Consider the following 14,137-nt stretch of genomic DNA (forward strand, 5'->3'; position numbering starts at 1 on the left):
GGCCAGGAGCCTCCAACAAATCCAGGGCGCTTCAAACGAGTACGACACCGGGTTCATGGCGATCGACCTGCCGGATCAGACCGAGCGGCAGCGGAAACTGCGCGAACTGCGCACCGCACGCGCGCGACAGAAGTACGACTGCGCCTTCCTCCGTCCGGCGTTGAAAGCCGGCTGAAGGTTTACACAACGCGAGACATCAGGGCCTGAACCCGCCTAAGCTCCGGCTCCGGCTCCGGCTCCGGCTCCGGCTCCGGCTCCGGCTCCGAAATGCATCTCACCCACCGCAACGCTCAGTCAGGCAGGTGCCGAGCGTAAGAAGCTCATCGAGGGAACGGGCGCTGAGCTTCATGCTCTCTTCGTCCATGGCACCCATGTCCACCTCATAGATGCGGCGGTCACCGAGGTTCAGCAGGATCGCGTGCCCGCCGCTGTCGTCGCCGATCATGAAGTAGCCGGGCAAGTACACCTGTACCTCGTATTCGTTGTTTCGCTGCACGACCCCCTCAGCGCCGAGGATGTTCAAGTTGCCGCTGGTGTGCATCCCATTCGAAACCTGAAGCAGCTCCACGTACTCCCGAGGCAGCGGGCCGCCGTACTCGTTCTCTTCACGCTCGATGACGGCGCGCGATGCGGGAGGCCCCAGAATGAACATGTTGCTCAACGCGCTTCTCGACAGCATCTTTCAACGATCGCATATCAGGAGCGCCCTTCAGCGGCATCCGCCAACAGATCCAACGCACCGGCTTGCCTCCGCCCAGCTACTCGGCGCTCTATGCTCTGCGTCTGATCGGCGCGACTTGCGCGCACGGGCCACGTCGCGGCCCGGTCGTCATCGGCTTCGGTGCGACCAAGTGTTGAGCACCCACGGACGTCGCCATCCCTAGGATCGATACGGGCTCAGGTGAGCATGCTCTCACGCGAACACGCGACGGCCTGGGCTGGGTCAGACGTTGAACGTAAACTCCACCGAGTTCCGGCACGTAGGACCACCTGCAGTCAGCGGCTACCAAGCCCGTCCGCGCAGGTCGATGTCACCTTCCGGCCAAAGCTCGAGCGACGTGGTGATCGGCCGGATGAGGATCGGCTGACCTGGCTCGTCCACGACAGGTTCGCCATCGCGCCCGATCGACCTCTCACGGGCAACGATCCGAGTCCAACCACATGACAGGTAAACGGGACGACTTGCTCTCGACAGCCCAGGTAGCCGAACGAGACGCCGCCGTGATCGCGCATCGACCGCGCGGCCAGCTCCATGAGATCGACCCCGAGACGCTGCCCTCGTGCTTCATCGCAGACCAGGACACCGCCGACCCCCGCGATCGCGACGGTTTCTGTGCCGACAGCGATCTCGCGGCGTGTCCATCCCAGGTGGCCTACGACGCGATCATCGATCCGCGCCATGACGTGGGCATCATGCGGTGCGTAGCCGTAGAGCTGTTCCCGATCCCACTCTCCGAAATCCTCGAGATACTCGCTGTCGAAGAGCCGTCGAAGTTCACCCCAGATCGGTCTCAGTGATCTCCTTGTGGGCGATGACCTCGATCGAATGATGCTTCACGCGTCGACCTTCCACGGATCGACCAGCTCGACGCCGGTGTACACGAAGTCCTTCACGTTGCGCGTAGCGCAGGTCGCTCCGTGCGCCAGGCAGATCGCGGCGATCTGCGCGTCGGCTGTGCTGATCGGCGCGCCCGTGTTCTCTCGAGCCACGAGCACGTCTGCATAGCGGTCGGCCGCCACGTCATCGAACGGCAGCACAGCGCGACTGCCCCGGTACGGCTCGAGCGCTGCGTCGATGCGCCTGGTCAACTCACCCTTGCGCTGGCCATCCGGCAGCCGCCGCACGCCCGCTAACAGCTCCGCGAGCGTGACAGACGTGATCGCAACATCACCCGCCAACGACGCGAGCCAGTCCACGACGCGCGGCTCCGGCGACGGCCGGAAGATCTCCGAGATGACGTTCGTGTCGAGGACGATCACTCGAAGTCCGCCACCCGCGCGACGTCACCGCGCTCTGGGATCATCAACTCATCGACACCGCCGATGTCCTGCGCCGCGGCCAGCAGCGCCATCCCGATGTGTGGCCGCGTCGCGGCCTTCGTGAGGATCTCCCGGACTTCAGCCTCCATGGACCGGCCATGCTCCTTCGCCTGCGTGGCGAGCTGCTGTTTCACGGCGTCGTCGAGACCGCGAACGATGATGGATGACATCGGCGATCACCTCCTCTGCTATCAATCATGATAGCACTGCCGGATCGCACCACACCAGTGCCCGCGAGGCTCAGTCAGCACAAAGCCGCCCCGGCCATCTCGCCATGAGGCGACCGGGGCGGTGAGCGATGCTAGCTTCGTGCGCCTACTACACGTTGAAGCGGAACTCCACCACATCACCATCGGCCATCACGTAATCCTTGCCCTCGATGCGCACCCGCCCGCGCGCCTTCGCCTCGGCCATGGAGCCTGCGTCGACGAGGTCGTCGAAGGAGACGACCTCGGCCTTGATGAACCCGCGCTCGAAGTCGGTGTGGATCACGCCTGCCGCCTGCGGAGCGGTCCAGCCCTTCCCGATGGTCCAGGCGCGGGACTCCTTCGGGCCGGCCGTGAGGTACGTCTGCAGGCCGAGGGTGTCGAATCCGACCCGCGCGAGCTGGTCGAGGCCCGCCTCGTCCTGCCCGCTCTCGGCGAGCATCTCGGCGGCCTCGTCCGGTTCGAGCTCGATCAGCTCGGCCTCGAACTTGGCATCCAGGAAGATCGCCTGAGCCGGTGCGACCAGCTCACGCAGTTCGGCCTGCATCGCCTCGTCGGCCAGACCGTCGTCGTCGGTGTTGAAGACGTAGATGAACGGCTTGGCGGTCATCAGCCCGAACTGCTTGACGATGCTCGCGTCCAGACCCGCTCCCCCGGCTGAGATCGTCGTCCCGGCCTCCAGCAGCGCGATGGCTTCCTTGGCGGTGTCCAGCACGGCCTGCTCGGTCTTCTTGCCACGCACCTCCTTCTCCAGCCGCGGCAGTGCCTTCTCGAGCGTCTGCAGGTCGGCGAGGATCAGCTCGGTGTTGATGGTCTCGATGTCGTCCTTGGGCGAGATCTTGCCGTCCACGTGCACCACGTCCGGATCGGCGAAGGCGCGGGTCACCTGGCAAATCGCGTCCGCCTCGCGGATGTTGGCGAGGAACTGGTTGCCCAGCCCCTCCCCCTCGCTGGCGCCACGCACGATGCCGGCGATATCGACGAAGTTCACCGTGGCGGGCAGGATCTTCTCGCTCGAGAAGATCTCCGCGAGCGTGCCCAGTCGCTCGTCCGGAAGCGGCACCACACCGACGTTCGGCTCGATCGTCGCGAACGGGTAGTTCGCGGCGAGCACGGTCGCACGAGTGAGCGCGTTGAACAGGGTGGACTTGCCGACGTTGGGCAGGCCAGCGATACCGATAGTGAGAGCCACGGGAGACGAGTCTACGGGCGCGGACCAGCCCGGCGGCACAAGGGCCGGCCACGGGCTCGCCCGCGACCGGCCCTGCGCTCACTGCGCTCAGGCGACGCTCGCCTGCCAGCTGTGCGCCTGGCTCACCTGCACCACAGCGCCGGCATCATCCACACCGATACTCAAGCCACTGTGACGGGCGAACAACGCAATGCCGTCATCGGTGACCTCCACATCGAAGCGCTGGTTCGAGGTCCCCGTGCAGGCGTACTGCCCCACGAGCGCCCCCACATCGCCTGAGGAGTAGAAGACATCCATGCACTGGCCGCTGCCGGCGTTGCGTACCTCGTAGCTCCCGTCGCCCGGACTTCGGGTGAGGATCCACTTCTGCGATGCGGCCGCCGAGGGATCGGCGGTCAGCAGCTGCGCAGAGTCCGTACCCGGCGCCTGCAGGTTCAGCCCGGTTCCGGCGTCGGTCAGCGTGTACTGCCCATCCTCGATCGGCGCCTGAGCAAACTCGGTGGTGCCCACCGCCATCGCGAACACGTGCACGGTGCTGTTGCCCGGCAACGTCACCGCGGCAACCTCCCGGTCGGGATCGATCGGCGCGGCCACCGTGTACAAGCGATACTCCGTGGTCGGGTAGGCCGGCCCAGTCGGGGTGTTCTTGCCGAGGGTGGTCGCGGCGATCTGCGCACCGTAGGAGTCCACGTCGAGGCAGCACCAGTTCGGGAACCCGACCTCGACCTCCTCGCTCCCACCATCGGCGTAATGCACGACGGCGGTCCCACCGGCACTCCCGCTCGTTCCCGTTCCCAGGAGTGCCAGGGCATTGCCCTGACCGGAGAGCCGGATCGTCTGCTGATGCGCGGCCACATTGTCCGCAGTTCCCGGTTCGGAATCTGGCCAGGCGAAGGTGAAGTCGCCATAGGTCAACTCTGCGCCAGGCTGCACGCCCTGCTCCACCAGCCGTTCGGCCAGGAAGCTGGACCCACCGCCGTCGATGTCACCCGGTGCCGGATCCGCCTCGGCCGTCACGCCGACGTTGTTGAACGCCCCGGCCAGGTCGGCAAAGGCGAGCGTCGTGCTCGCCTTCGCCTCGAGGCGATAGGAGTTGCTGCGCACCTGGTAGGCCACCGCGGCAGTGAGCTCGTAACTGCCAGGCTCAGCTGCGCCGTCGGGAGTAAGACCTGCCTCGACCACCGCACTCTCGCCGTCAGCCAGCTCGATCGCCGAGACGTCCTCGACGTGCGCCTGCCAGCCCTCGGGGAGGTCGAGGCTCACCTCATCCAGGCGGAGGTCGGCACCGCTCTGATTGGTGATGCTCACCTGCGCGACGTCCGTCGCCTCCGGGCTGGAGATCGTCGGGACTGTCAGGCTGACGTCCACATCGCGCTCCTGCGCATGCGTCCCCCCGACGGCGCCCGCTCCGTTGATTCGGATGCTCACCTGATCGGAGGTGCTTAAGGCAGGCGTGCGGATGAGAACCACGCCGCGTGCGTCGTCATAGGTCCACCCGGGTTCGGTGAGGTTCTCAGGCCCATCGCTCTCGGACAGCCGCTGGTTCCCGAGCCGCACCGATCCGGGCTCGCGGTCGGTGTGGACCGTGAGCTGATAGGTGCGCTCATCCGGCATGCCGTCGTAGGAACCGTCCAGCGCGCCGAGGGTCACGGTGACGGGCCCGGCACCCTGCTCCGGCGCGTCCACGGTGAACTCCTGCGTCGCGGACTCGCCGTCGCGCCATGCCTGCGTCCGCCCGTCGTCCTCATAGCGGGTGAAGGCGGACTGCCCCTGTGGGTAGATGTCCAGGTCGAGCTGCCCGGAGGCAAGGCCTTCAGCCCAGTCCAACGTCCCTTCGGCGAACATCGGGATGATCGCTCCGGCGCGGACGAACATGGGCAGGCGCTCCAGCGGCGCTGGATAGCCGTCGATGGTCTGCGGCCCCTCGTAGATTCGGCCGGTCCAGTAGTCCACCCAGGTGCCTTCGGGCAGATAGATCCCGTCCCGGACGGTGGAGTCCTCGTAGACGGGAGCGACCAGCAGGTCGTCGCCGGAGAGGAACTCATACTGCACGGCCTCACCCCAGGTGGTGGGGTCGTCCGGGTAGTTGACGTAGAGCGGACGGGTGGCACCGAGACCGGTCATGCTGGCCTGGGCGGTGTGGGTGTAGAGATAGGGGAGCAGCCGTTCGTGCAGCTGCAGGTAATCGGCGTTGATCTCGGTGTGGCGCGGGCCGTACCGGTAGGGCTGCTTGTCGTCGGCAGCCCAGCCGCTCATCGAATAGGTGTTGGGCAGCAGCATCTTCCACTGCAGATCCCGGGTGTAGGTGTCGGCCGAACCGCCGAAGATGCCGTCGATGTCGCCGGTGGCCAGGTGCTGACCGGAGAGGGTGGCTCCCGCATAGGTCGGGATCTGCCAGCGGATGTACTCCCACGAGCCGGCCTGGTCGCCGCTCCACGTGGCACCGCAGCGCTGGGTTCCGGCCCAGCCTTCGACCGTCAGCACGAAGGCCCGGTCGTCGCTGTTGTCCTCGATACCGGCGCGTGAGTCCTCGCATGCGCTCAGCGCGAACCGGTAGCCGGGGCCCACCCACGCGACGTCCGTCTTGCGCACCCGGACCCCGTTGCTGACCTCGTACTCCTGATCTGTGAGGTCCGCCTCGGTCCACAGGCCCAGCTCGGCGCCACGATCCTGGAGCATCTCGGCAGTCTCGGGCAGATCCTCGTAGCCGCAGCCGTACCCGTCGTTGACGAGCATCCACCCCAGTGGCATGTCGTTCTCGACGTAGCCGTCGGCGACGGCTCGGGAATCCCGCAGCGTCTCGCGCTCACCGCGGTTGGCGTTGTGCAGATAGCAGTCCGCGTCGCCGACTTCGAGCGCGTACATCGGCACCATCAGCGGCCGGCCGGTGAGCTCGGTGTAGCCATCGACCACCTCCCGGGTATCGCCGACGAAGTACCAGGCGTCGAAGCGCTCCTCGGAGTGGGTGGTGCGCACCGGCGCGTGGAAGTCGTAGCTGCCGGGTGCAAACGTGTTGCGGAAGACGCCGTAGCCGTTGCTGGAAAGGTAGAAGGGTGCAGCGTTCGGGTTTCCGCCGTCGTTCCAGTTGAAGTCGCGGGAGATGGTGATAGCTGAATCCCGGTGGCTGAAGCGGCCGTTCTGCATCCCGCCGCCGAAGAACTGCTCCTGGTCGCCCTGTTCAAGAGTCTGTGTGGTGCCCCCGGAGTCCCAGCGCAGTGGCTCGGTCTCACGCCAGAGCACAGTGCCGCCGGCATCGGACATGGCAAGCGTGATCGGGTCCTTCGTGACCGTCAGCACCGAGGAGTCGGTGCTGATGAGGTACGCCTCGTCGGTCTCGGTCAGTTCCGAGCCGCCGCCGACATAGTCGTCCTTGACGATGATCGGCGCAGACGGTGCCTCCGGATCGTCGGGTGGATCGTTGGCCGGGTCGGTCAGCTCACCGTCGGGGGCCAGACGCACCCGCAGCAGGTCCTCGTCGGGGACCTCGATCTGCAGCACCGCCTCGCCGGAGGTAAAGGTGTAGACGTCACCGTCGACGACCACATCCTCGACGGCTCCCAACTGGCCCGTTGCAGCGTGCGCCGGATCCGCTGCCACGGGTACCAGTGCGGCGGCGACGAGGGCTGCAACAGCAATCGGGGCAGCGAGCCGGATCACAAAATGACTCTTCATGATCATTTCATCCTCATTCCAAGCAACATTGCTCAACGAGGATCACAGTAGAGTGACCCAGCACACACGTCAAGAACCTCCGGGTCGCGACGACGTGCTGCGCCCCGGAGGTTCATCGACGATCTGCGCGCGGGCACGGGTAGCGCGGGCGCGGGACTTTCGGGCCAGTCAGGCTTGCGCCATCACCTGCTGCATGATCTCGGGCGTGCGGCGGTCGAACCAGCGACCGCCGAATCGCACTCCGAGCACGCACACCGTGACCCCGCCGGCAATGCCGACCACAAGCGCGATCCACCCGAACACGGGACCCACCACCAGTGTCAGCACCGCCAGCACCAGGACGGGCAAGGAGATCGCGAACGAGGCGAGCATGCCGGCCATCTGCGCCACGAAAGTCGCCATGGCCGCACCCTGGGGCTGCTTGAGCGGGCTATCACCGGGTTTGGGTACGGGGTAGATCAACCTGGCGGAGGTCACACTGGAGACACCCAGCGTCACGCCCAGTGCCCCGTAGCTGACACCGAGCACCATCGGCGCCAAATCCCAGCGATCGGTGACGGCGCAGGTCGCGACCGCGAAGACACTCACCACCAGCGCACCAGGTACACCGATCGCCAGCGCTCGCCCGGCGCGGTCGGCGCGGCCGGACACACCGGTGGCCACGTGCAGCGCAAAGGCGCTGCTGTCATAGGCGATGTCAGCCGAGATGGCGAAGCCCAGGATCCAGGCGGTCAAGGGCGCGAGGATCAAGATGATCTCGTTGAGCCCCCCGCTACCGCCCGCCACCGCCAGAATCACCGGCAGCAGGGGCACCACCGCCAGTGACGCCGAGTACCTCGGGTCACGGATCCAGTACGTGAGTGCGCGAGCAGCCACGGCCCCCGTGGGTGTCGAGGGAAGCCGGTCGAACCACCCCAGCCCCTTGCCGCGTCCCCCGGCGCCGGCCGTCGGCGGCGTCACCAATGCCCGGGCGAGGCCACGATCCCACACGATCACCACCAGCATCAGGCTGAGGAGGCAGATCATCAGCCGGGCGCCCGCCAAGCCCCAGTCACCGGCGTCGACGGCCGGCGCGATCCCCCAGGGCGCACCGAACGGCGTCCACCCCGCCACGGCGGCGATGTCTGTCACCAGCGACCGCACCTGGTCCCCACTCGCGGCCCCGTCCGCCAGCCGCGTGGTGGACCAGCTGATCACCGGTCCGATCATGACGATCGGCACGAGTGCCGCGACGGCCAGCACCTCACGGGACCGGCGCGAGTCCAGCAACGGGGCCAGCGCCGTCGTCACGGCCCTGGACCCCATCACGCACAGCGCGACGGCGAGCACACCCCCCGCCAGGGCGACCGGAATCAGTGCCGGCGTACGCCACCAGGCAAAGGCGAGCCCGACCGAGACCAGCACCGTCGCGGCTGCGGGAATGGAGGTGAAACCCGCGGCCGTCAGGCCGGTCAGTAGCTGCCGTCGCGGGATGCCGAAGGAGACGAATCGCTGCGGATCGAGCGTGGCATCTGTGCCGAAGGCGAAGATCGGCACCACCCACCAGGCCACCATCGCCAGCGCGCCTGCCAGCAGGATGATCTGCCCGGTCAGCTGCGGGTCGACACCACCACCAGCAACCGCCCCCACCACAGCCATACCGATGACGAACAACGCGTAGAGGATGGCGAACAGGTAGCCGATCATCTGCCACACGCTCCGCCGGAACGTGTTGGCAAGGATCATCAGTCGGAGTCGGACGAAGTGCGCAACCACGCCAGTCCCTCCGTCTGATGCCGACCGCCGACGAGCTCGACGAACCTGTCCTCCAACGACCCACCAGCGCGGACGTCGTCCACAGTCCCGGTAGCGCGGATCTGCCCGTCGGCGATCACCGCCACATGGCTGCACATCCGCTGCACCAGATCCATCACGTGCGAGGAGACGATCACGGTGGCCCCTGAGCGCACGTAGTCGGCGAGCATGTCCCGGATGTTCGCCGCCGAGACCGGGTCGACCGCCTCGAACGGCTCGTCCAGTACGAGCACACGCGGAGCGTGGATGAGCGCGCAGCCCAGGGCGATCTTCTTCGTCATCCCGGCCGAGTAGTCCACGACGAAGGTGTCCTTGTCCTCGGTGAGATCCATCGCTCGCAGCAGATCGTCCGCGCGTTCGGCGACGACGTCACGATCCATCCCCCGCAGCAGCCCTGAGTAGGTGAGCAGCTGGGCGCCGGTGAGCCGGTCGAAGAGGCGCACCCCGTCGGGAAGTACGCCCATCTGCGCCTTCCCAGCGTCAGGCGCGCTCCAGAAGTCGGTGCCGTTGACCATCACGGTGCCCGCATCGGGTCGCAACAGGCCGGTCGCCATCGACAGCGTCGTGGTCTTACCCGCCCCGTTGGGGCCGACGAAACCGTAGAACGACCCGCGAGGGACGTCCAGGTCGATACCGGCCACGGCCGTCTTCTGGCCGAATCGCTTCCACAGACCGCGGATCGACAGGGCCGCAGCAGGGTCGGGTGGGCGAGCCGCGGGCGCGGCCACCGGGGTACCAGTGGTCTGCTCGGGCGCAGATGGATCACTCATGGCTCCACCGTAGATCGCCGCACCGACGGTGCGGATCCGTCCGATGTAGGAGATGGCCGACGGCGCAGCCTCACCCGCGAGGATGACTCGCCGTTCACCGTGGTCGAGGTGGCCGCCGACCGGTGCGTCTCGACCGCAGCGGCGCGCCCGTAGGGACGATGTCGGTGCCTCGTGGCACGGTGAAGGCATGGATCTCGCACAGCTCTTACTCGGACTGGCCGTGGGCCTCGTGCTCGGCGGCCTCGCCGGCGCATGGCTCATGCGTGCCGCGCGCGGCACGTCTGCCACCGGGGCGGGGGAAGCGAACGAGATCGCCCATCTCACCGATCGCCTGCACGCCGCCGAAGAGAGGGCGGCCCAGCTCCCGGTGCTGACCGAGCGGCTCGCTGCCGAGCGAGAATCTCACGAACGCGCACTCCACGCAGCAGAACGTGCAGCAGACGAGCGGGCCGACCTCGAACGGGCCGGTTTCGAGCGGACGATCGAGGCCGAGCGCGCACGGGCCGCCGAGCGCATCGCGCAGGCGCAGGAGCGCGTTGAGGAACTGCGCGCCGACAGCAAGCGGATGTCGGACGAGTTCGAGGCACTCTCAGCGAAGGTGCTCTCCCAGACGCAAGAATCGTTCCTCAAGCAGGCAGAAGAGCGCTTCGCACGTGCTCAGCAGCTCTCCGACGCCGAACTCGCCAAGCGGGAAGACGCCGTCAAGTCGCTCGTCGAACCGCTGAGCCGCACGCTCACCGAGGTGAAGTCCGGGATGGACCAGGCGGAGAAGGCGCGACTGCAGGCGCACTCGACGCTCGCCGAACAGGTCAAGCAGATGCGATCGGACTCCGAGCACCTGCGTCAGGAGACGAACCAGCTGGTGACGGCGCTGCGTGCGCCACAGGTCCGGGGCAGGTGGGGCGAGCTGCAGCTGCGCCGTGTGGTGGAAGCAGCCGGGATGATCGAGCACGTCGACTTCGTCGAGCAAGAGACCCTCAGCACCGACGACGGGGCCTTGCGTCCGGACCTGGTGGTCACCCTTCCTGGCGACAAGCGCGTCGTCGTGGACGCCAAGGTCGCGTTCAACGGCTACCTGGAGGCGATGGAGGCCCGGGAGGATTCTGTACGTACGTCTCGACTGCAGGCTCATGCCCGCCATGTGCGCGATCACGTGGACTCCCTCGGCGCGAAGGCCTACTGGGAGCATCTGGAGAACACTCCGGAGTTCGTGGTGATGTTCCTGCCTGCGGAGTCGTTCCTGCAGGCGGCACTCGAGCAGGATCCGACGATCATGGAACGCGCCTTCGAGAAGAACGTCGTGCTCGCAACCCCGGCCACACTCGTGGCACTGCTGCGCACCGTCGCCTACACCTGGCGCCAGGAGCTGCTCGCACACGAGGCGCAGCAGGTCTTCCAGGTCGGGCGGGAGCTGCACAAGCGGCTCGGCACCATGGGCAAGCACCTCACCACGCTCGGCAAGCGGCTCAACTCCTCGGTCGAGGCGTTCAACGCCTTCAACCGTTCCCTGGACTCCAACGTCATCACCCAGGCTCGCCGGTTCAGCAACCTCCAGGGTCTGGATCCGGCGCTGGAGTCGCACCCGCCGCTGGAGGTGCTCGCCACCCCCGCTCAGAAGCCCGACGTCTACGAGACAACACAGCGCACTAATGCCGGACCGGCCCAGCTGCCGGGCCGGAAGAACACAGCAGCGCTGCCGCTGGAGGGTCTCGCGCTGGAACCGGATCCAGAGATCGAGTCCCTCGTCGCAGACGCCACCCGGGACGCAGACAAGGTCAGCCACGGTTCGGCGGCACGCCGTACGAAGAAGGCCTGAGGCACGGCGCTCGCCCGGTAGAGCGGATCGACGGAACGCTATGCCTCACGGGGCTCGGCCGGGCCCCGTGAGGGACGCCGTCAGGTAGCGGAGACGTCCAGGGAGCGACGCGCACCCCGGGCGGGCCGGCCCACCGGCTGGCCTGCCTTCTTCAGATCGGCACGCAACTCCCGCGGGAGGGAGAACATCAAGTCCTCGGTGGCAGTGCGCACCTCCTCCACCTCACCGAATCCCCACTCGCCAAGCTGGGTGATCACGTCGCGCACGAGGATCTCCGGCACTGACGCGCCCGAGCTCAAGCCCACGCTGCGCGCACCCTCGAACCATGCCGGGTCGAGTCCATCGGCGGTGTCGACCCGGTAGGCGGAGCGTGCACCGGCCTCGAGCGCCACCTCCACCAAACGCACAGAGTTCGAGGAGTTGGCCGAGCCGACCACGATCATTACGTCTGCATCCGGAGCGATCTTCTTCACCGCCACCTGGCGGTTCTGCGTGGCGTAGCAGATGTCGTCACTGGGCGGATCCTGCAGCTGCGGGAACTTCTCCCGCAGCCGGCGCACCGTCTCCATCGTCTCGTCGACCGAGAGCGTCGTCTGCGACAGCCACACCACCTTCTCGGGATCGCGCACGCTCACACTGTCGACGGCGGCAGGACCGTCGACCAGTTGGATGTGGTCGGGCGCCTCGCCCGCGGTCCCCTCGACCTCCTCGTGGCCGTCGTGCCCGATGAGCAGGATGTCGTACTCGTCCTTGGCGAACCGGACGGCCTCCTTGTGCACCTTCGTCACCAGCGGGCACGTGGCATCGATCGTGTCGAGGTTGCGTTCAGCTGCCTGGGCATGCACGGCCGGCGAGACACCGTGGGCGGAGAAGATCACCCGTGCGCCCTCAGGCACCTCGTCCGTCTCGTGCACGAAAATCGCCCCGCGCTTGGAGAGGGTCTCCACCACGTACTTGTTGTGGACGATCTCCCTGCGCACGTAGATCGGCGCACCGTAGTGGTCCAGGGCCTGCTCGACGGCTTCGACAGCCCGATCGACCCCCGCACAGTAGCCGCGGGGTGCAGCGAGCAGGATGCGCTTGGTGGAAGTCGTCACGGATTCAGTCTACGTGCCAGGTCGAGGCCCATCCGGGGGGCTGACCTGTGGGATCAGCCACCCGTCCGGCTCACGACGGCGTCCCTCACCGATAGGCGAGGCGGCGCAGCAGCCCTTCGGCTGGCCCCCGCCAACCGCGGCGCTCGTAGAGGTAGGTCACCGCAGCCAGCACCGTCCACCCCGCGACCGCGATCGCAGCGACCCCTGCGCTGTTCAGGTCCGCCCCCAGTCCGATGCCCCAGGCACTCAGCAGCGGCGCGAAGATGACCGATTGGCCCAGGTAGTTCGACAGCGACCGCTTCCCCACGGCCTTGATCGCCACGACGGGCCCACTCATGGCACCTGCTCGCTGGAGCCTGTCGGCGAGGAGGGTGAAGACGGCGACGTAGCCGAGGCCGCCGAAGATCCCGGTCACCGACTGGGTCAGGGTAAAGATCCACGACTGGTGCGGGCCGAGCTCGAACACACCCACATGGGTGAGTGCATTGGGCAACCCGCCCACCACTCCGACGGCGACTCCGATTACCGCGGTGCGGCGCAACAGTCGTGCATGAGCCCGCGGATCTTCGAGAATCTGCCGGCGCGCCGCCCAGAACGCCAGCAGAATCATGGTCGGGACGACCAGTCCGATGATGCCCTGACCGATCGCGATCAGCGGCCAGGTCGCCAGCCGCAGGAGGACGGAGGCAAGGTAGTCCTCCTCACCACTGAGGGCGGCAGGGTCGACGAAGCCGCCGCCCTGCTCGAACGCTGGGTCGGCCGGGATGAAGGGCAGCGCGACCAGCCCCAGCAGGGTGATCACAGTCAGTATCCCGGTGAGCACGGCCGCCCACACGATGAGGGTCCGGTCCATACGCCGCAGGAAGATCGCCACCATGATCAGCCCGACCAGACCGTACGCACCGACGATGTCCCCGAACCACAGCAATGCAGCGTGGACCGCGCCGAACACGATCATCCACCAGTGCCGCCGCCGGAGGATCGCGCGCACCGCCTGCTCGGTTGCACCGGCCTCGATCTGGCGCCGGTACAGCTGCACGATCCCGTACCCGAACAAGAACGCGAAGAGCGGGTAGATGCGGGCGTCGACGGCCGTGATCAGCACGAACTGGACGATGCGGTCCACGACGGAACCGTCGATCGGATGGGCCGAGGTCATGCCGGAGGCCTGCCCGTACAGGTACCACGGCGTGTTCGCGAGCGCGATCAACAACAGCATGAATCCGCGCGCGAGATCGGGCGCCAGGGCCCGCTCAGTTGCGGTCGAGGGGCCTCGAACGAGAGCACTCGTGCTCGATGCGGTCAGGGCGTCTGCGGTATCTGCGATCCGGCCGGGCTCAGTCATAGCGCCACCGTGACACTGCGTGAGGCGCGACCACATCGTCCGTGCGGGGGATCTGCGCGGCCGCATCTCCCTATCGCGAGTGATCGTGCTCCGCCCCGAATCCCCATTCCGCCGGGCCCCCCAGGGGGAAGGTGGCTCGGCGGCGGAACGGGATTCGACGCGAGGCAGGTGGTGGCTGCAGGGCAGGCAGGGCGTGGGCAGGTCG

Annotated in this window: 11 protein-coding genes; 1 reads left to right on the top strand and 10 read right to left on the bottom strand. The window is 67.2% G+C overall.

Annotated elements, in window-relative coordinates; translation table 11 throughout:
• Positions 1-274 precede the first annotated feature (274 nt).
• The 8 genes from IM660_RS14605 to IM660_RS14640 all read right to left on the bottom strand — a co-directional run bounded on the left by IM660_RS14605 (position 275) and on the right by IM660_RS14640 (position 9,674).
• The gene (locus IM660_RS14605) at positions 275-652 is read right to left on the bottom strand and encodes an SMI1/KNR4 family protein (RefSeq protein ID WP_246465321.1); all 378 of its coding nucleotides are present in this window, start codon (positions 650-652) and stop codon (positions 275-277) included.
• A gap of 344 nt (positions 653-996) precedes the next feature.
• On the bottom strand, positions 997-1,551 hold the full coding sequence (locus IM660_RS14610; protein ID WP_343072105.1) for a GNAT family N-acetyltransferase: 555 nt from the start codon (positions 1,549-1,551) through the stop codon (positions 997-999).
• 3 nt (positions 1,552-1,554) lie between these two features.
• Positions 1,555-1,980, bottom strand: coding sequence for a type II toxin-antitoxin system VapC family toxin (locus tag IM660_RS14615; protein ID WP_193496580.1), 426 nt, complete (start codon positions 1,978-1,980; stop codon positions 1,555-1,557).
• Complete coding sequence (locus IM660_RS14620) at positions 1,977-2,210, bottom strand: FitA-like ribbon-helix-helix domain-containing protein (protein ID WP_193496582.1); 234 nt, start codon at positions 2,208-2,210, stop codon at positions 1,977-1,979. The genes IM660_RS14615 and IM660_RS14620 overlap by 4 nt, the downstream gene beginning before the upstream one ends.
• 148 nt (positions 2,211-2,358) lie before the next feature.
• Entirely contained in the window at positions 2,359-3,438 is a 1,080-nt protein-coding gene (gene ychF / locus IM660_RS14625; protein ID WP_193496583.1) for a redox-regulated ATPase YchF, read from the bottom strand.
• An 87-nt stretch (positions 3,439-3,525) separates the two neighbouring features.
• Positions 3,526-7,110 carry a TIM-barrel domain-containing protein gene (locus tag IM660_RS14630; protein ID WP_193496585.1) on the bottom strand — a complete coding sequence of 1,195 codons (3,585 nt, stop codon included), beginning with the start codon at positions 7,108-7,110 and terminating at the stop codon, positions 3,526-3,528.
• A 168-nt stretch (positions 7,111-7,278) separates the two neighbouring features.
• Positions 7,279-8,835, bottom strand: a complete 1,557-nt coding sequence (locus IM660_RS14635; RefSeq protein ID WP_246464968.1) for a hypothetical protein — start codon at positions 8,833-8,835, stop codon at positions 7,279-7,281.
• Positions 8,835-9,674 carry an ABC transporter ATP-binding protein gene (locus IM660_RS14640; protein ID WP_193496587.1) on the bottom strand — a complete coding sequence of 280 codons (840 nt, stop codon included), beginning with the start codon at positions 9,672-9,674 and terminating at the stop codon, positions 8,835-8,837. The genes IM660_RS14635 and IM660_RS14640 overlap by 1 nt, the downstream gene beginning before the upstream one ends.
• A 187-nt stretch (positions 9,675-9,861) precedes the next feature.
• On the opposite strand from IM660_RS14640, the gene IM660_RS14645 reads away from it, so the two are divergent.
• Complete coding sequence (locus IM660_RS14645; protein ID WP_193496588.1) at positions 9,862-11,490, top strand: DNA recombination protein RmuC; 1,629 nt, start codon at positions 9,862-9,864, stop codon at positions 11,488-11,490.
• 80 nt (positions 11,491-11,570) lie between these two features.
• Here the strand turns inward: IM660_RS14645 and IM660_RS14650 are convergent, their stop codons facing one another.
• Both IM660_RS14650 and IM660_RS14655 read right to left on the bottom strand, forming a co-directional pair.
• Positions 11,571-12,587, bottom strand: coding sequence for a 4-hydroxy-3-methylbut-2-enyl diphosphate reductase (locus IM660_RS14650; RefSeq protein WP_193496589.1), 1,017 nt, complete (start codon positions 12,585-12,587; stop codon positions 11,571-11,573).
• Between the two features lie 85 nt (positions 12,588-12,672).
• Positions 12,673-13,932, bottom strand: coding sequence for a DUF418 domain-containing protein (locus tag IM660_RS14655; protein WP_210768996.1), 1,260 nt, complete (start codon positions 13,930-13,932; stop codon positions 12,673-12,675).
• Between the last annotated feature and the right edge of the window lie 205 nt (positions 13,933-14,137).

Origin of the sequence: Ruania alkalisoli (assembly GCF_014960965.1) — a bacterium.
GTDB classification, from domain to species: domain Bacteria; phylum Actinomycetota; class Actinomycetes; order Actinomycetales; family Beutenbergiaceae; genus Ruania; species Ruania alkalisoli.